Genomic DNA, 16,453 nt, shown 5'->3' on the forward strand with positions numbered 1-16,453 from the left:
GTGTGGCGCTTCGTCGGCAGCGTCAGATGTGTATAAGAGACAGCCTCCTTTCCCTCCGGCGGGCGCAGCCACTACAGCGTCGTCATCGTCGGCGGCGGCCAGGCCGGCCTGTCGCTGAGCCACGGCCTGCAGCAGCGCGGCATCGACCACCTGGTGATCGAGAAGCGCAGCCTGGTCCACACCTGGCGCACGCAGCGCTGGGATTCGTTCTGCCTGGTCACGCCCAACTGGCAGTGCCAGCTGCCGGGCTGGGGCTACCTGGGCAGCGATCCGCACGGCTTCATGGTGAAGGACCAGATCAACGAATGGCTCGCCGGCTTCGTCAAACATGTGAAGGCGCCGGCCATCGAGGGCGTGACGGTCGAGCGGGTTTCCCGCGTTCCCGGCGCCGGCGAGCGTGGGCGCTTCAGCGTGCAGACCGACGCCGGCACCTACACCGCCGACCAGGTGGTGGTGGCCTCGGGCGGCTACCACCGCCCCATCGTGCCGCGCCTGGCCGAGAAGCTGCCGGCCCGCGTGGCGCAGTTCCACTCGGCGCAGTACCGCAACGCGGCGCAGCTGCCCGAAGGCGCCGTGCTGGTGGTGGGCTGCGGCCAGTCGGGTGCGCAGATTGCCGAAGACCTGCACCTGGCCGGACGCAAGGTGCACCTGGCCACCGGCCGTGCCCCGCGCTGCGCGCGCTTCTACCGCGGCCGCGAAGTGGTCGACTGGCTGGCCGAGATGAAGTACTACGACATGCCCGTCACCGAGCACCCGCTGCGCGAGGGCGTGCGCGACAACACCAACCACTACGTGACCGGGCGCGACGGCGGGCGCGACATCGACCTGCGGCGCTTCGCGCGCGAAGGCATGGAGCTCTACGGGCTGCTCGAAGGCTTCGACGACGGCTGCTTCGCGCTGCAGCCCAACCTGCGCGACAACCTCGACGCGGCGGACGATACCTACAACCGCATCAACGCCTCCATCGACCGGCACATCGCCGCCCAGGGCATCGAGGCACCGCCGCCGTCGGTCTACACGCCGGTATGGGAACCGCAGGAAGAGCGCACGCGGCTCGACCTCGCCGCGGCGGGCATCACCAGCGTGGTGTGGTGCATCGGTTTTTCGCCCGACTTCGCCTGGGTCGATGCGCCGGTGTTCAACGGCCGCGGCGCGCCGGTGCATGTGCGCGGCGTGACGAACGAAGCCGGCCTGTACTTCCTCGGGCTGCCGTGGCTGCACACCTGGGGGTCGGGCCGCTTCTCGGGCGTGGCGCGGGACGCGGAGTTCCTGGCGCAGGCCATTGCGCAAAGAAAAGAGGGAATGCGCGCGAACGCCACCCACGGTGCCGCCTCCGCACCGGTCGCCGAACTGCGCGCAGCCTAGGCCTGCTGCGCCTCGGTCAGCGCCTGCGCCGCCACCACCGCCTCCGTGCGGTTGCGCACATTGAGCGCGCGGAAGATCGCGGCCAGGTGGATCTTCACGGTGCCCTCGCTGATGCCCAGGCTGCGCCCGATCAGCTTGTTGGGCTTGCCCTGCGACAGCAGCTGCAGCACCTCGACCTGGCGCTCGGTGAGCACGTTGCGCAGGTGCTCCAGCGTCTGGAAGCCGCCGCCGTTGCGCGCCGGCGGTTCGGCGCCCACCTGCGGCGACACGCCGGCCACGATGCCCGGCGGCAGCGCCGTGAGCATCATCGGCGGCACGTACACCCCGCCGGCCAGCACCAGCCGCACGGCCGAGAGCATCACCTCGGGCGAGTAGGCCTTGGGAATGAAGCCGAGCACGCCGCGCTCCAGCGCGCTGCGCATGATGGCCGGGTCTTCGTAGCCCGACAGCACGATGACCGGCACGGCCGGATGGCGGCGGCGGATGGCGTCGATGTGGGCCTGCCCGTCGGCGCCGGGCATGTTCAGGTCGATCAGGGCCAGGTCGAGGTCGTCGGTGGCGCCGGCAAGCAATTCGTCGACGCTCATCGCCAGAACGAATTCGATGCCGGGCTCCAGCTCCGACAACTTGGCTTTGACCGCCTCGAGGACGAGCCTGTGGTCGTCGGCGATCAGGATTTTCATGGCAGTTCCCCGTGTCCCAGCGTGCAGCGCACTTGCAGCGGCAGAAGATACCGGCGAATGCCCCGTACCACAAGGGCTCCGGCCGTACCAACGGCATAGGCCCCAAGCGGTATGGCGCCCGCGGCGGGCCCGTTGAAAGAATGAACGCCTACTCGAAGGAACCGGGGACATGGGCATGTGCCATCGCAGCAGACGCCGGTACAAGGCATCCTTCGCCACGCACGCCTGAGCGGGCAGCGCCCATGGCACGCCTGTACGACTGTTTTTCCGCCCTCGTTTCGTTCGGCCTGGCGCTGGACGCATCGGTGGCGGCCGGCATGCCGATGCTGGCGCACGGTGCGGCGCAGCAGGAGGCACGCCGCCTGCTGGAAGCGGCGCGCGGTGCCGCCGACGCCCAGGGCACGCCCGCCGCGCAGGTCGAGCTGGCGGCCTTCGCCATGGTGGCCTGGATCGACGAAGTCCTGGCGCGCCACCCAGGCGCCAACGGCACGCCGGCGCTGCAGGTGCAGCTCTTCAACTCGAACAACGCGCACAGCGAGTTCTTCCACCACCTCTCGGCCCTGGGCGCCGACGACGATGCGGTGCGCGAGGTCTACTGGCACGCGCTGGCGCTCGGCTTCAAGGGCCAGTACTACTTCGAGGACGGCGACCGCGGCGAGCTCGGCAAGCTGAAAGACCTGCACGGCCGCCAACTGGCGCTGCACCCCGCGGCGACCGGCAGCCTGGCGCAGGAGCGCATCACCCCGCAACCCTACGGCGTGCCCGACCCGCGCGGCCCCGTCGACACGCGCCGGCGCGACCGCACCCTGTTGCGCAGCGGCGCCGCGCTGGCGTTGATGCTGCCGCTGCTCTACCTGCTGTGGCTCTGGTCCACCGGCCCGCCGGCCGTCGCCACCGGCCTGGGCCAGCGCATCGAGCAGCAGCTGCAGACCTTCGCCTGCGCCGACCTCAGCGCCACCGTGGACGCGCAGGGCCGCACCCGCGTGAGCGGCTTCGTCTCGCTGCCCGGCGACCTGCCGCGCGTCGAGCGCGAGGTGGGCGGCATGCCCGGCGTGCAGGCGCCGCAGTTCGACGTCGGCCTGCGCGTGTGGCCGCACTGCGAGGTGTTCGCCATCCTCAAGCCCTACCAGACGCGCAACCGCGAGAAGGCCTACGGCCTCGACGTGGACGCGCCGTCGGCGCGCGAGGGCAAGCTGCGCGAAGGCGACAGCGTGCGCGTGCGGGTGACCGCGCCGCGCCACGACAGCTACATCTGGGTCGACTACTACACCGCCGACGGCTCGGTGATGCACCTCAACGCCGGGCACACGCCGGTGCCGCTGCGCGGCGGCGAAACGCTGGAGATGGGCCGGGACATTCCGTCGAGCTGGCTGGTCAGCCCGCCCTTCGGCAGCGTGCTGATCACGGTGCTGTCGTCGCCGGTGCCCTTTGCCGAGGCCGCCGACCGGCCGCCCTTCGAGCTGGCCTCGGCCTACCTGCTGCGCCTGCGCGAGGCCCTCGCGGCCAGCAAGAACAGCGAGCGGCTGATCGCCGACTTCGTGTTCCTCGACACCGTGTCGCGCTGACATGACCGCCCTGCTGTCGCCCGCCCACCGCTTCTGGCTGCTGCTGTCGCTGTGCCTGCTCGGCTTCGGCCTGCTGTATGCGGTGGTGCGCGATGCGGGCCGCGGCGCGCGGCGCCGAGCGCTGCTCAGGCGCATCGCCGCGCTCGGCGAGCCGGCGTGCGGTGCGGACGAGCGCACGGTCGACGCGATGCGCGAGGTCATGGTGCAGGCCCTGCAGGCACAGCGGGCATCGGGGCGGGCCACCCGACACCCGCTGGTGAAGGCCGCCGTGCCGGTGCCGTGGTTCCTGTGCTTCGGCGACGCCGCCGCCAACCTGCCCGGCCTGCTCGCCACGGCGCACGGCGAGCGCGTGCCGCCGCCGGACCCCTCGTCCGATGCCTCGCCCTTCGACGGCACGTGGTGGCACTGGTGGCTGACCGGCGCCACCGTGGCCGTCGAAGTGCACCCCTGCGCCGTCGGCGACACGGCCGGCACGCCGGCGCTGCGCTGCCTGTGGCTGCAGTCGCTGCTCGCGCTGGCCGAGCGGCGCGACCGGCTGCCGCTCAACGGCCTGGTGGCGTGCGTGGCGGCAAGCGAGCTGCTGCACGCAGACGCAGCCGAGCTGAAGTCGCTGGCCGCGCGCATGCGCCGCCTGCTCGACGAGACCGGCGACACCTTGCGCCTGCAGCTGCCCGCCTACCTCGTCGTGACCGGGCTGGAGCAGCTCAGGGGCTATGCGGCGGTGCGCGCCGCGCTGCCGCCCGAGGTGCTGTCGCAGGCGCTGGGCCACCGGTTGACCGAACCCTCCGCGTCGCTAGAGACGCCGGCGGGCGAACGCTTCGACGCCGTGTTCGGTCCGCTGTCGGAGCGGCTGCATGCGCTGCGCGCAGCGCTGCTGCGCGAGCAGCCAGGTGCCGCGGACCGGTTGGCAGTGCATGAATTCGTGGAGGCGGTGCGCGCGCTGCAGCCCGGCTTGCGCCAGTTCGCGCAGGTGCTGTTAGAGCCCCACGGCAAGGGCTCGCGCGCGCCGCGCTGGCGCGGGCTCTACCTCACGGCCTGCGCGTCGCGGGCCACCGGCGGTGCGTTCGTGCACGACCTGTTCGAGCACTTCCTGCCCGCCGACCAGCCGCTGGTGCGGCCGGGGCGTGCGTCGTCCACAGCGCCGTCATGAAGGGCATGCGCCCGGGCCCTTCAAGAAACACTGCGGAACCGGCTTCGCCGGACCGCAGGTGTTGCCCCCGGTAGGGGGAAGGAGAAGCGACACGAAGTGCGCGTAGCCTGGGGGCGAGCCAAATGCATCGGCTTCGCCGGACCGCAGGTGTTGCCCCCGGCAGGGGGAAGGAGAAGCGACACGAAGTGCGCGCAGCCTGGGGGCGAGCCTATTTCTCGAGCCTATTTGTTTTCGATGCGCATCTGGCGCGCGCCGAAGTTCACGTCGAGCGATTGCGCCTTGCCCGTGGTCACGGGCCGCACCTCGCGCCAGCGCGCACGGTCCAGGTCGCGGTAGGCCGCCATCACGCCGATGGACTTGGCATCGGGCGGCAGGTTGAAGTCGAGCTTCTTGCTTTCGCCGGGGCGCAGCAGCACCTCTTCGCGCTGCACGAGTTCGGCGCCGAGCGTGGCCTGGTCCTTCTCGAACAGCGAGAAGAAGTCGGCGCCTTCGAACGGGCCCGGCGCCTTCATGGCGTACACGCGCACCGTGAGCGGCGACGCGCGCCCGCGTGCATCGGGGTTGGCATCGGCGCCGGCCGTGAGCGTGACGGCCACCGTGGTGACCACCGGCTTGGCCGCGCAGCCCGCCATCAGAAGACCCGCTGCAGCAAGGCCAAGAACGGCGATGCGGCGTCGCGCGGCAGCGGCAAGGAGACCCTCATAGGACGAATGGTGTGTACCCAGCGTGCGCATGCTATTCCCTTCGTTGCATTGACCGGTTCAGGTGCTTCTTTGATTATCACCAGCGAACTCGAACAGGCAACATGCTGAATCAAGAACTTGCAGCCACACTGCTCGCGCCCATCGGCGAGGCTGCGCCGTGCGGCGACGATCTGGAATACGACGCCGACTTCATGGCGCTCGTCGCAGCCGCGCAAGGCAAGGCCGAGCAGCAGTTCGGCGACACCGTGATCCCCGCGGTCGAACCCGACTGGCGCGACGTCGGCGAGCGCGCCGAAGGCATCCTGCGGCGCAGCAAGGACGTGCGCGCCGCCGTGCTGCTGCTGCGTGCGTCCGCGCACCTGCAGGGCGTGACCGGCTTCGCCGCCGGGCTGCAACTGCTCGACGGATTGCTCGACACCTTCTGGGACGGCATACATCCAAAGCTCGATGCCGACGACGACAACGACCCGACGATGCGCCTGAACGCGCTCGCACCGCTCACCGACGAGGCCATGGGCCTGCGCGACCTGTACGAGGCGCAGGTCGGCATGGCGCGCGGCGTGGGGCCGGTCCGCGTGCGCGACATCGCCATTGCGCACAACACGCTCACCGCCGTCGGCGGCGAGGCCACCTACTCGATGGCGCAGGTGCAGGGCGGCCTGGAGGCCATCCAGGCCGAGCAGCCCGAAGCGATCCGCGCCGCCGCGGACGTGGCGGGGTTCGTCGACCGGCTGCAGAAGCTCGTCGTCGAGCGCACCGGCCGTGCCGACGTGGTCGACCTCGATCCGCTGCGCGCCATCGCCCGCGTGCTGAACAAGGCCTGCGCCGCCGCGAGCGGTGCACCGGCCGGTGCGGCAGCGGACAGTGCCGCCGATGACGGTTCCGACCCGCAGGCCGCGGGCGCTTCCTCGCCGCGCGCCGCGGCGCGCGGCGAGATCCAGAACCGCCAGGACGCCGTGCAGATGCTCGACCGCGTGATCCGCTACCTCGAGCAGGCCGAGCCCGGCAACCCTGCGCCGCTCCTGATCGAGCGCGCCAAGAAGCTCATCGGCGTGAGCTTCCTGGAGATCATGGCCAACCTCGCGCCGAACGCGATGGACACCATCGAAACAGTCACGGGCCGCCGCCCGTCCGACTGAGCACCAACTTCCACGCCCTCCACGCCTTCCACCCCCGCCCCCCATTCACATCGCAAGGAGCATCTCCATGGCCAAGAGCAGTCAGAAATTCATCGCCCGCAACCGGGCGCCCCGGGTCCAGATCGAGTACGACGTGGAGCTCTACGGCGCCGAGAAGAAGGTGCAGCTGCCCTTCGTGATGGGCGTGCTGGCCGACCTGTCGGGCAAGCCGGCCGACCCGCTGGCGGCCGTGGCCGATCGCAAGTTCCTGGAGATCGACGTCGACAACTTCGACTCGCGCATGAAGGCCATGAAGCCGCGCGCCGCATTCGCGGTGGAGAACTCGCTCACCGGCGAGGGCGACCTGAAGGTGGAGCTCACCTTCGAGAACATGGAAGACTTTTCGCCCGCCGCCGTGGCCCGCAAGGTCGGTGCGCTGAACAAGCTGCTCGAGGCGCGCACGCAGCTGTCGAACCTGGTGACCTACATGGACGGCAAGGGCGGCGCCGAAGACCTGCTCGCCAAGGTGCTCGAAGACCCGGCCCTGCTGCAGACGCTGGCCGCCAGCAAGAAGCCCGAAGACGGCAGCGCCCCCGCCGCCTGAACCCCATTCGCCTGAACCACCGGTACACGAGGAGTAACCCACCATGGCCGAAGCACTCGAACAGAGCGCGCTGAAAGATGTCGCGTACGCGGGCAGCGACTTTTCGTCGCTGCTGCAAAAGGAATTCAAGCCGCGCAGCGACGAAGCCAAGAGCGCCGTCGAAGCCGCGGTGCTCACGCTGGCGCAGCAGGCGCTGAGCAACAGCACCGTCATCGGCAAGGACGTGACCAAGTCGATCCAGGCCATGATCGCCGCGATCGACGCCAAGCTCACCGACCAAGTGAACAAGATCATCCACCACCCCGACTACCAGAAGCTCGAGAGTGCGTGGCGCGGCCTGCACTACATGGTGAACAACACCGAGACCGACGAGCACCTGAAGATCCGCGTCATGGACATCTCCAAGACGGACCTGGCCAAGAACCTCAAGAAGTTCAAGGGCGCGGCCTGGGACCAGAGCCCGATGTTCAAGAAGATCTACGAGCAGGAGTACGGCCAGTTCGGCGGCGAGCCCTTCGGCGCGCTGGTGGGCGACTACCACTTCGACCAGAGCCCGCCCGACGTGGAGCTGCTCGGCGAGATGGCCAAGATCGCCGCCTCGGCGCATGCGCCCTTCATCACCGGCGCGAGCCCCAACCTGATGCAGATGGAGTCGTGGCAGGAGCTTGCGAACCCGCGCGACCTGACCAAGATCTTCCTCACGCCCGAGTACGCCGGCTGGCGCTCGCTGCGCGAATCGGACGACGCCAAGTACCTGGGCCTGTGCATGCCGCGCTTCCTGGCGCGCACGCCCTACGGCGCCAACACCAACCCGGTGGAGGAGTTCGACTTCGAGGAAGACACCGCCGGCGCGGACCACGGCAAGTACGCCTGGGCCAATGCCGCCTACGCCATGGCCACCAACATCAACCGCTCGTACAAGCTGTACGGCTGGGGTTCGCGCATTCGCGGCATCGAGTCGGGCGGCGCGGTGGAGAACCTGCCGCTGCACACTTTCCCGAGCGACGACGGCGGCGTCGACCAGAAGTGCCCCACCGAAATCGCCATCAGCGACCGGCGCGAGGCCGAGCTGTCCAAGGCCGGGCTGCTCTCGCTCATTCACCGCAAGAACTCCGACTTCGCGGCCTTCATCGGCGCGCAGTCGCTGCACAAGCCGGCCGAGTACGACGACCCCGACGCCACCGCCAACGCCAACCTGGCCGCGCGCCTGCCCTACCTGTTCGCCTGCAACCGCTTTGCGCACTACCTCAAGTGCATCGTGCGCGACAAGGTCGGCAGCTTCAAGGAGCGCGAGGAAATGCAGCGCTGGCTGAACAAGTGGATCATGAATTACGTGGACGGCGACCCCGTCAACTCGTCGGAGACCACCAAGGCGCAAAAGCCCCTGGCCGCCGCCGAGGTGGTGGTGGAAGAGGTCGAGGGCAACCCCGGCTACTACACCTCCAAGTTCTTCCTGCGCCCGCACTACCAGCTCGAAGGCCTCACGGTGTCGCTGCGGCTGGTGTCCAAGCTGCCGTCGGCCAAGGGCGGCAAGTAGGCCGGCACGGCGGCCGCATACGGGCCACAGGCGGGCCACATACGAGCCACACACGGACCGCATCTTTTTTGTGAAAGACACGCCGCAACGCCTTTGAAACCCGCCCGGCGTCTTCGTTCTAGAAGCAGCCGGGCGACGGACTTCACAAGGCTCCCGCCGGCGAGGAATTCGAGGATGGGCCTCGAAGCGCATTTTCAGCAACCCCGGCCGCATCGCAAGGCCACTCAGGAGAAGCAACATGATCGACTGCCATTTCAAGATCGACGGCGTCAAGGGCGAAGCCGCGCACAAGGACCACAAGGAAGAGATCGAGCTCATGAGCTGGAGCTGGAACGTGCACAACGCCACCTGCACGGTCGGCGGCGGCTCTTCCGTCGGCAAGGGCTCGCCGGGCATGGTCACCCTGACCAAGAAGTTCGACAGCTCTTCGCCCACGCTGGCCAAGGCCTGCGCCAACGGCAAGCATTTCGACAAGGCCACGCTCGTGATGGCCAAGTCCGGCGAAGGCCAGCAGACCTTCATGACCATCACCTTCAAGGAAGTGCGCATCGCCGACTTCAACGTGAGCGCGGCGCAGGGCGGCGAAGTGCACGAGAGCGTGGCCGTTTCCTACGGCGACATCGAGATCGCCTACAAGCCGCAGAAGGCGGACGGCACCATGGGTGGCGACATCAAGTTCGGCTGGGACACGCGCTCGACCGAAACGCGCTGAGCGAGCGCGCGGGAACGCGCGAGCGCGCGCGGGAACGCATCGGAAATGCGATCGTGCGCGCCGCAAGGGCGGCGCCCCGACCTGGCCCCAAGGAGAACACACCATGGCCGAGATCTCGCCTGCCATCGCGACGCTGATGACGGTGCTGAAGGACGAGTTCCCGAACGTCAAGCTGGACGCCGGCAACAACATCCAGCCCGGCACGCGGCACACCTCTGGCATCGCGCTGGACATCATGCTGAACTACAAGAGGGACGCCGACGCGCGCATCGGGCGGCGCATCATGGCCGGCCTGGTGAAGAACTTCGAGGCCATGCAGTGGTCGGCGTTCATCTTCACCGTGCGCAACCCCGGCTCCGGCGGGCCGGTGCACTTCTGGGTGCGCGGCGCCGACGGCACCGGCTACGGCGGGCGCAAGCTGGAAGCCGGCAACTACAGCGCCGACACCCGCCATGAAGACCACATCCACATCGACTGGGTGAACTTCAGCATGAAGAACACCGGCGCCACCTACGCCACCAATCCGTACAAGCAGCCGCCTTCGTCGCAGCGCACCGGCTTCGAGGCCGCGCTGAAGATCTTCCTGAAGACCGCGAGCGACGAGGAGGTCGACGCCATCCTCGACACCATGTTCGCCAGCCTGCCGGTGAGCGCCCCGAAGACGCCCACGCCCGAATGGGCGCGCGGCTGGTGGAAGGTGCAGCAGGAAGGCCAGATCTACTACTACCTCATCGATGCGAAGAGCGGGGCGAGCTGGACCTACACGCGTCCCATGACGCCGACCGCGCCCATGAGCAACCGCCAGAACGGCGGCGCCTGCACCTTCACCGGCAGCAGCGGGCTGAAGATCAACTGGACGCCGCTCACCTCGAACGTGGCGACGGTCGAGACCTTCAAGGGCTCCGGCGGCGCGATGACGGGCAGCTCCAACCGCGGCGGCGCACTCACTGCAGAAAAGGTCTGAACCCATGAGCAACACAGGCATGACGGCATTCTGTGGAACCGACGGCTGCCGGCAATTCGACAGCCTCGGCAGTTCCACCGGCACCGTGCTGGGGCTGAGTGCCCCGGTCGGCTCGGCGGCGCGTTGCCGCAACACGGCACCCGACGTGCGCAAGGTGCAGGAGGCGCTCAACCGCTTCACGCCCCTGGAAGGCGGCCCCAGCCCCACGCTGGTCGTGGACGGAAAGTTCGGGCCGCTCACGCTGAAGGGCGTGACCGGTTTCCAGAAGAAGCATTTCGGGCTCGAAGGCGCCGACGGCGTGATCGATCCTGGCAAGCGGACCGACAAGGCGCTGTGCACCGCCGCGGGCACCTATGCCGACCTGCCCGCCGAAATGCAGAAGCATCGCGCACGCGCCATGCACATCATCAACCTGGCACGGATGTCGGTCGACCGGGCACGCTACTTCAAGACCGGCAAGCCCAACACCTGGGGCATCGGCAAGTCCGACTGGGAAAAGGCCGCGAAGCACTTCCAGATCGACAAGTTCCCCGGTGCCAGCGGCTGGAGCACCGCCCTGGGCTTCGTGGACAGCATCTACCTCAACATGCAGACGGCGCTCGGGTACGTGCCGCGCGGACTGGTGCTGGCGACGGACGAGCCGGTCACCAGCAACGAAGGCGCCTACGCCTTCACTTTCGCCGGCGGCTACGACCTTTCGCAACGCAACCAGAACTGGAACGGCATCCCCCGGGGCAGCATCTACCTGTGCGCCCGCATGCAGAACCTCGACAGCGACGCCTTCTCCTACGTGCTGATCCACGAGACGGCGCACTACGTCGGCCCGGTCGCGGAAACGCAGAACAGCGTCACCGACTACGCCTACGCACACCACAAGGACGGCAAGTACCAGAAGCTGCTGCCCTGGCAACGCACGCACAACGCCGACTGCTACGCACAGCACGCCTTCGACGCGGCCGGCATTCCGTTCGACCTGAACGCGCACCTGCTGGTGAGCGCCTAGCCGGCTGCACCGGCGCCTGACGGTGTTCAGGCGCTCGGCTTCGGCTCGGCCACCGGCTCTATCAGCCGCGTCTCGTCGGCATCCTCTTCGATCACCCACAGCGTGAGCGCGGTGTAGTTGTCGTAGCCCGGCTTGGCGTTGGCCTTGACCTGCGCGTCGATCAGCTCGGTCCACTGGCTGGGCGTGCGCGAGGCGTGCAGCGTGTCGATCAGGCGCTCGTCGCCCAGCGGCTCCCACACGCCGTCGCTGCACAGCAGCAGCACGTCGCCCGGCAGCAGGCGCATGCGGTCCGACACGGCGATGTCGGGCGCCTCTTCCACCGAGCCCAGCGCCGACAGCAGCATGTTGCGCTGCGGATGCAGGCGCGCGCCCTCTTCGTCGAGCATGCCGCCGGCCACCATCTGCTGCACCAGGCTGTGGTCGGTGGTACGCGCCACGATGGCGCCGCCGCGAAACAGGTAGGCCCGGCTGTCGCCGCTGTGCACCCAGGCCAGCGACTGGCTCTCCAGGTCGATGGCCGCGAACACCAGGGTCGAGCGCATGCCCGCGAGCTTGCCGCCCTCGGCCTGGCGCGCCACCACGTCGAGGTTGGCCTGCTCCGCCAGCCGGCGCAGCGTGGGCTCGTCGAGCCCCGGCGCAGCCGCAAAGCCCGCCAGCACGCTGGCGCGCGCGGTGGCCGCCGCCACGTCGCCGCCGCCATGGCCGCCCGCGCCGTCGGCCACCAGGCAGGCGACGAAGCGTTCGTCGTGCCAGTGGCCGTGCACGTCCTCGTTGTAGCTGCGCCCGCCCTGCCGGGAGAGCGTGACGATTTCGATTTCCAAGCGGGTGCCTCGCTTCAGCTGTGGGGGTTGCCGGCGTCGTTGTGCTTCAGGCGCGCCATCTGCTCTTCGTAGGCCTCGAGGAAGGCCTTGCCGAAGAGGCTGTGGAAGTCGTCCTCGGCCTCGGTCGCGATGCCGCCGTACAGCGACACGAACTGGTCCCAGAGCCGGGCCTTGCGGTTGGCGCTGAAGAGGGCGTCCAGCGCGGTCTTCGCGCTGATCTTCTTCTCCAGCTCCGCCGGCTCGAAGCGGCCGATGACATGGGCCAGCGCCGCGCGCATGCCCACCATCACGCCGAACTGGTGTGCGCGCAGGTCGTTGAAGGCGTCGCGCATCGCGGCCTCAGGTGGCATGAAGCCGCGCACGCCCGGACCCAGCAGGTGCGCCAGCGCCACCTCGACCGTGGGCGAGAACTTCAGCGGGTTGTTGGCCTGCGCCGCGATCATGGTGACCTCGGCGCGCACCTCGCGCTTGAACTCCTGGCGCGTGAGCAGCAGCTGCAGCGTGCCTTCGGTGGCGCTGCGCAGCATGGCCCCGATGCGCTCCATCAGGCCCGGCGTGAGCAGCTCGGGCGCCTGGTGCGTGCTGGCCAGGCCGCGCAGGAAGGCCGCGAGCAGTTCGTCGTCGGTGGCGGTGCGCGGGGCGGGCGGCGCGGCCGGGCGCTGGACCGGCGGCGGTGGCGCCACGTAGACAGGAGGAGAAGAAGAAGGAGAAGAAGGAGGAGGTGATGGCTCGAAGGCCTTGGCCGGGCCCTCGGGACCGACGATGCGGATCGGCTGCCCGGTCATGTCGTCGAACTGCGCGACAGGCTGGACGGGCGCGGGCGGCGCGGGTGGGGTGATGGCCTTCGGCGGGTTGAAGCCGAACTGATCGATCGGCAGGTGGTCGGCGCGCGCGGCCGACGTGGCCGGCGCCGCGCGTTGCAGCGCGGCCAGCGGGTCGGCGTCGGAGGCGGTGTTGGGCTGCAGCAGCGGATCGGCCAGCGGCGACAGCGCGAGCGGGTCGCCGCCGATGCCACCGCCCGCGCCGCCGCTGCCCATGCCACCGAACAGGTCGTCGATGCCCGCGGCCCGGCCGTGCGCGGGCGGCGCGCCGAGGTCGGAGAAGTCGTCGAGCGCGCCGGCGCCGCGCGAGGGCGCGGCGGACGACGCGGGCCCGAGCAGGTTGGCGAAGGGGTCGATGCTGTCGGCCTGCGCGTTGCGCGAGCCGCCGGCCATCGGGTCGGGGAACAGCAGCGCGTCGGCGTGCGCGGCGGACGGTGCCGCAACCTGCGATGACGGAGATGGGGGCGATGAGGCCGATGGGGCCGACGCCGGCGACCCCAGCCCCGCGAGCAGGTCGGCAAAGGGATCGTCGCTCGATGCCGCGGCCGCGGGCCCGCCCATCAGCGTGCTCGGAATCACCGGTGCGGCCGGCGTGGCGGCCGATGCCTGCACGCGCACCGCGAGTTCGAAGCTGCCCACCACCAGCCGCGCGCCGTCGGTCAACGCCGCTTCCTTGCCCGAGCCCAGCGGCACGCCGTTGCACTGCATCGCATTGCTGCCGCGGTCGATCACGAAGTAGTGTCCGTCACGGCACAGCACCTGCGCATGCACGCGCGACACCGTGCGGTCGGGGTCGTCGAGCACCAGCGTGTTGGTGTCGGCGCGCCCGATGGTGCCGCCGCTGGGCCCGAAGTCCGCGGCGATGGGCTGCCCCGCCGGGGCGCCTTGCCGGGTGATGACAGCGATATGGATCATGAATCGGCCCCTGTGGCTCTGTGCCTGAATGCGCCCGAACAAACTCGCAAGGAGTATTCATTCCGTGGGGCGTGTTGGCAATCTCGCCTTAAGAGGTATGCCATTGCAGCCAGGCGGCGACGGCGGTGAAGATGATCGCGATGAACAGCCAGGTCCGGGCGGCGGCGTCGGGCGCGCGCGGGCGCTGCAGGCGGCGCACGCCGGCCAGCACGAAGAAGACGAGTGCCAGCGCGGCGAGAACGTGCTTCGCGGTCATTGGCGGGTGCGCCTCATTCCCCGGGCATCCGCGCCAGCCAGCGCTCCTGCCGCCATGCGGGCGCGCCCGCCGGAAAGAGCGGCGTGCCGGGCCGCAGCAGGCACAGGTACGCCGCCGCCGCCGCGCGCTGGCGCTGGCAGCCCATGCGCAGCACCCGCAGGCAGTGCTGCCAGGAAGGCGGCTGCCCCATGAAGCAGCGCTCGCCGGCCGCGGGGTAGCGCGAGGCATTGGCCTCCCACCAATGCAGCAGCCGGCCGGGGTCGGGCCATGGCAGGCCCTCGTCTTCGTCCATGGCCACGTCCGCGGCCTCGGGGTCGTCCGCGTCCGCGGCGCGCATGTCCTGCGACGGCTTGCACTCCAGGTCGTTCCATGCGAGATCGACGCCGGTGATGGTCGTGAAGGCTTCACCCGCCAGCCGCGCGAACGCAGGCTCGGCCATTCGCTCGATGAGCCACGGCACGGCCTGCACGTCGCCGATGGCGCCCACCGCGCGGACCGCGTCGCGCATGCCCTCCGGGTGCGCGAGCAGCGTGCGCAGCAGCGGCGCGGCGCGCGCCGCGCCCGCGAGCTTCGACAGCAGTGCCAGCGCCTGCGTCCGACACGGTCCGCCGGGTTCGCGCACCACCTCCAGCAGCGCGGGCACGGGCTTGTGGCGCTCTCCCAGCAGCACCGCCGAGCGCGCGGCCCAGAAGCGGCAGGCCGCGTCTTCGTCCGCGAGCGCGGCGATGCAGCCCGCCGCCAGGTCCTGCCGTGCGCAGTCGCCCGCGGCCTGCAAGGCCTGCGCGCGCAGCGGCGCGCTGGCATCGGCCATCGCTTCGGCCAGCATGCCGCCCGGGTCGACGCGGTGAAAGTCGCAGGCGGCGATGCCGATGGCGCGGCGCAGCGGCTCGCGCGACGCAAGCAGCTCGCCGACGATGCCGCGCAGCGACTGCGCCGAGACCCAGCCGACCGCGAGCGCCGCGGCCTCGCGCGCGTCGGGCACGGCTTCGGCCAGTGCCAGCACGCGCGCGATGCGGCGGTCGTCGCGGTTGTCGAGCGCCAGCGCGAACGAGGCGAAAACCTCGCCAGGGCCCAGGTTCGCCAGCGCCTCGTCGGTGGCGCGGCGCCCGGCATCGCCCGCCACGCAGAGCCCGTCGAGGTGCGCAGCCAGCCGGTCGTCGAGCCGGCGCAGATGGTGCAGCCTGACGTGCCCCGCGCGCACGAGGAAGAAGCGCTGGCCGCAGAGCAGGGCAGCCTCCTCGGCGTGGCGTGACACGACCACCGGAACGGACGCAGAGACCGACGCTGAAACGGATGCGGAAGCGGACGGATCGGCCACGGCGCTCATGACGTGCGCTCCCGGCTCAGTCGAAGGTGCGCCATGCGGTGCCGTCGAACGACGCCACATGCGCGCGCCCCACCGACCACAGCACGCCCTCGGCCACCGAGAGGCTGCAGCAGGTGGCCGGGCCGGTGCCGCCGAAATCCACCGGCACCAGCACGTCGCGGTCCAGCGTGTAGAGCGCGGACATGGTCGCCACGTAGAGCCGGTCCTGGAACCAGCACAGGTCCCACAGGTCGGCGGAGACTTCGTCCTGCCACTGCACCAGCGACCATGCGTCGTGGCGCCCGCGCAGCATCACGCCGCCCTGCCCCGCCGCATAGACGACGCCGTCGCCCGCGCAGCACACGGCCGTGAGGATCACGTTGGTGGGGCTCGCGCGCTGCACCCACGCCGCGGCGTCGTACTGCCACACCTCGCCGCCCCAGCCCACGGCGTAGATCTCGTCCCTGGCAAAGCCGTCGATGGCCTCGAAGCCGTACTTCTCCGTGTCGCCGGCGCGCGGCGCGCTGCGGTCCACCCATTGCCCGTCGAGCCGCTGGAACACCTGGCGCTTCATGCCGCAGGCGTACACGCGCCCGGCGATGTCGCGCGCGTTGCGGATCATCACGGGCGGCGGCACGATCGCCTCTTCGCTCGTCGTGCCGCCTGCGTAGGTGACGACGTCGCCGTCCTCGCCGACGAGCACCACGCACTCCTCGGGGCCGCGCGCGATGGCGATGGCGCTCGCGTCCCAGTCGGTGTCGGCGGCATCGCTCCACCGCCCCTGGTCGACGGCCACCAGGCTGGTGTGCGCAATCTCCTGCGCCACCAGCGAACGGGCCTTGCTGATGACGTAGACCAGGTCGTGGAAGCGCGCGGCGCCCCGCACGAATTCGCGTGTATCGGAAGCTCGGGTGGCCATGGAAAAACTC

At 70.1% G+C, this 16,453-nt stretch carries 16 protein-coding genes; 9 read left to right on the plus strand and 7 right to left on the minus strand.

Annotation, left to right across the window (positions count from 1 at the left end; translation table 11 throughout):
• The first annotated feature begins 84 nt into the window (after positions 1–84).
• A complete protein-coding gene (locus tag AC0IYU_RS34115; protein WP_472126691.1) occupies positions 85–1,365 on the plus strand; it encodes an MSMEG_0569 family flavin-dependent oxidoreductase in 1,281 nt (426 codons plus the stop codon).
• Here AC0IYU_RS34115 and AC0IYU_RS34120 read toward each other — a convergent pair.
• Complete coding sequence (locus AC0IYU_RS34120; RefSeq protein ID WP_435488221.1) at positions 1,362–2,048, minus strand: response regulator; 687 nt, start codon at positions 2,046–2,048, stop codon at positions 1,362–1,364. The genes AC0IYU_RS34115 and AC0IYU_RS34120 overlap by 4 nt on opposite strands.
• A 242-nt stretch (positions 2,049–2,290) precedes the next feature.
• On the opposite strand from AC0IYU_RS34120, the gene AC0IYU_RS34125 reads away from it, so the two are divergent.
• Together AC0IYU_RS34125 and AC0IYU_RS34130 are read left to right on the plus strand one after the other, a co-directional pair.
• The gene (locus AC0IYU_RS34125) at positions 2,291–3,613 is read left to right on the plus strand and encodes a DotU family type IV/VI secretion system protein (RefSeq protein WP_472126632.1); all 1,323 of its coding nucleotides are present in this window, start codon (positions 2,291–2,293) and stop codon (positions 3,611–3,613) included.
• A 1-nt stretch (position 3,614) separates the two neighbouring features.
• Positions 3,615–4,763 carry a type VI secretion system protein gene (locus tag AC0IYU_RS34130; RefSeq protein WP_472126635.1) on the plus strand — a complete coding sequence of 383 codons (1,149 nt, stop codon included), beginning with the start codon at positions 3,615–3,617 and terminating at the stop codon, positions 4,761–4,763.
• A 221-nt stretch (positions 4,764–4,984) separates the two neighbouring features.
• Here the strand turns inward: AC0IYU_RS34130 and tssJ are convergent, their stop codons facing one another.
• Positions 4,985–5,497 carry a type VI secretion system lipoprotein TssJ gene (gene tssJ, locus AC0IYU_RS34135; RefSeq protein ID WP_472126638.1) on the minus strand — a complete coding sequence of 171 codons (513 nt, stop codon included), beginning with the start codon at positions 5,495–5,497 and terminating at the stop codon, positions 4,985–4,987.
• A gap of 71 nt (positions 5,498–5,568) precedes the next feature.
• Between tssJ and tssA the strand changes: the two genes are divergently transcribed.
• From tssA to AC0IYU_RS34165, 6 genes are all read left to right on the plus strand, one after another.
• A complete protein-coding gene (gene tssA, locus AC0IYU_RS34140; protein ID WP_472126641.1) occupies positions 5,569–6,606 on the plus strand; it encodes a type VI secretion system protein TssA in 1,038 nt (345 codons plus the stop codon).
• A gap of 67 nt (positions 6,607–6,673) precedes the next feature.
• The gene (gene tssB / locus AC0IYU_RS34145; RefSeq protein ID WP_472126644.1) at positions 6,674–7,189 is read left to right on the plus strand and encodes a type VI secretion system contractile sheath small subunit; all 516 of its coding nucleotides are present in this window, start codon (positions 6,674–6,676) and stop codon (positions 7,187–7,189) included.
• A gap of 43 nt (positions 7,190–7,232) precedes the next feature.
• On the plus strand, positions 7,233–8,726 hold the full coding sequence (tssC, locus tag AC0IYU_RS34150; RefSeq protein WP_472126647.1) for a type VI secretion system contractile sheath large subunit: 1,494 nt from the start codon (positions 7,233–7,235) through the stop codon (positions 8,724–8,726).
• A 238-nt stretch (positions 8,727–8,964) separates the two neighbouring features.
• Entirely contained in the window at positions 8,965–9,438 is a 474-nt protein-coding gene (locus AC0IYU_RS34155) for an Hcp family type VI secretion system effector (RefSeq protein ID WP_409171041.1), read from the plus strand.
• 103 nt (positions 9,439–9,541) lie between these two features.
• Positions 9,542–10,402, plus strand: coding sequence for a hypothetical protein (locus tag AC0IYU_RS34160; protein ID WP_472126649.1), 861 nt, complete (start codon positions 9,542–9,544; stop codon positions 10,400–10,402).
• 4 nt (positions 10,403–10,406) lie between these two features.
• Positions 10,407–11,405 (plus strand): peptidoglycan-binding domain-containing protein, encoded by a 999-nt coding sequence (locus AC0IYU_RS34165; RefSeq protein WP_472126652.1) that lies wholly within the window; start codon positions 10,407–10,409, stop codon positions 11,403–11,405.
• 26 nt (positions 11,406–11,431) lie between these two features.
• Here the strand turns inward: AC0IYU_RS34165 and AC0IYU_RS34170 are convergent, their stop codons facing one another.
• The 5 genes from AC0IYU_RS34170 to AC0IYU_RS34190 form a co-directional block, all read right to left on the minus strand.
• Positions 11,432–12,226, minus strand: coding sequence for a PP2C family protein-serine/threonine phosphatase (locus tag AC0IYU_RS34170; RefSeq protein ID WP_472126655.1), 795 nt, complete (start codon positions 12,224–12,226; stop codon positions 11,432–11,434).
• 14 nt (positions 12,227–12,240) lie between these two features.
• Positions 12,241–13,962 carry a type VI secretion system-associated FHA domain protein TagH gene (gene tagH / locus AC0IYU_RS34175; protein ID WP_472126658.1) on the minus strand — a complete coding sequence of 574 codons (1,722 nt, stop codon included), beginning with the start codon at positions 13,960–13,962 and terminating at the stop codon, positions 12,241–12,243.
• Positions 13,963–14,050: 88 nt separating this feature from the next.
• Positions 14,051–14,218, minus strand: coding sequence for a hypothetical protein (locus AC0IYU_RS34180; protein ID WP_472126661.1), 168 nt, complete (start codon positions 14,216–14,218; stop codon positions 14,051–14,053).
• A gap of 13 nt (positions 14,219–14,231) precedes the next feature.
• The gene (locus AC0IYU_RS34185) at positions 14,232–15,545 is read right to left on the minus strand and encodes a TIGR02270 family protein (protein ID WP_472126664.1); all 1,314 of its coding nucleotides are present in this window, start codon (positions 15,543–15,545) and stop codon (positions 14,232–14,234) included.
• A gap of 16 nt (positions 15,546–15,561) precedes the next feature.
• Positions 15,562–16,443, minus strand: coding sequence for a hypothetical protein (locus AC0IYU_RS34190; RefSeq protein ID WP_472126667.1), 882 nt, complete (start codon positions 16,441–16,443; stop codon positions 15,562–15,564).
• Positions 16,444–16,453: the final 10 nt, after the last annotated feature.

Source organism: Variovorax sp. AC103, assembly GCF_979254005.1.

Coding starts and splice junctions, on each gene's coding strand:
- AC0IYU_RS34120 (WP_435488221.1), bottom strand. CDS start 2,048: ATGAAAATCCTGATCGCCGACGACCACAGGCTCGTCCTCGAGGCGGTC.
- AC0IYU_RS34130 (WP_472126635.1), top strand. CDS start 3,615: ATGACCGCCCTGCTGTCGCCCGCCCACCGCTTCTGGCTGCTGCTGTCG.
- AC0IYU_RS34155 (WP_409171041.1), top strand. CDS start 8,965: ATGATCGACTGCCATTTCAAGATCGACGGCGTCAAGGGCGAAGCCGCG.
- tssJ (WP_472126638.1), bottom strand. CDS start 5,497: ATGCGCACGCTGGGTACACACCATTCGTCCTATGAGGGTCTCCTTGCC.
- AC0IYU_RS34180 (WP_472126661.1), bottom strand. CDS start 14,218: ATGACCGCGAAGCACGTTCTCGCCGCGCTGGCACTCGTCTTCTTCGTG.
- tssB (WP_472126644.1), top strand. CDS start 6,674: ATGGCCAAGAGCAGTCAGAAATTCATCGCCCGCAACCGGGCGCCCCGG.
- tssA (WP_472126641.1), top strand. CDS start 5,569: ATGCTGAATCAAGAACTTGCAGCCACACTGCTCGCGCCCATCGGCGAG.
- AC0IYU_RS34160 (WP_472126649.1), top strand. CDS start 9,542: ATGGCCGAGATCTCGCCTGCCATCGCGACGCTGATGACGGTGCTGAAG.
- tagH (WP_472126658.1), bottom strand. CDS start 13,962: ATGATCCATATCGCTGTCATCACCCGGCAAGGCGCCCCGGCGGGGCAG.
- AC0IYU_RS34190 (WP_472126667.1), bottom strand. CDS start 16,443: ATGGCCACCCGAGCTTCCGATACACGCGAATTCGTGCGGGGCGCCGCG.
- tssC (WP_472126647.1), top strand. CDS start 7,233: ATGGCCGAAGCACTCGAACAGAGCGCGCTGAAAGATGTCGCGTACGCG.
- AC0IYU_RS34185 (WP_472126664.1), bottom strand. CDS start 15,545: ATGAGCGCCGTGGCCGATCCGTCCGCTTCCGCATCCGTTTCAGCGTCG.
- AC0IYU_RS34125 (WP_472126632.1), top strand. CDS start 2,291: ATGGCACGCCTGTACGACTGTTTTTCCGCCCTCGTTTCGTTCGGCCTG.
- AC0IYU_RS34165 (WP_472126652.1), top strand. CDS start 10,407: ATGAGCAACACAGGCATGACGGCATTCTGTGGAACCGACGGCTGCCGG.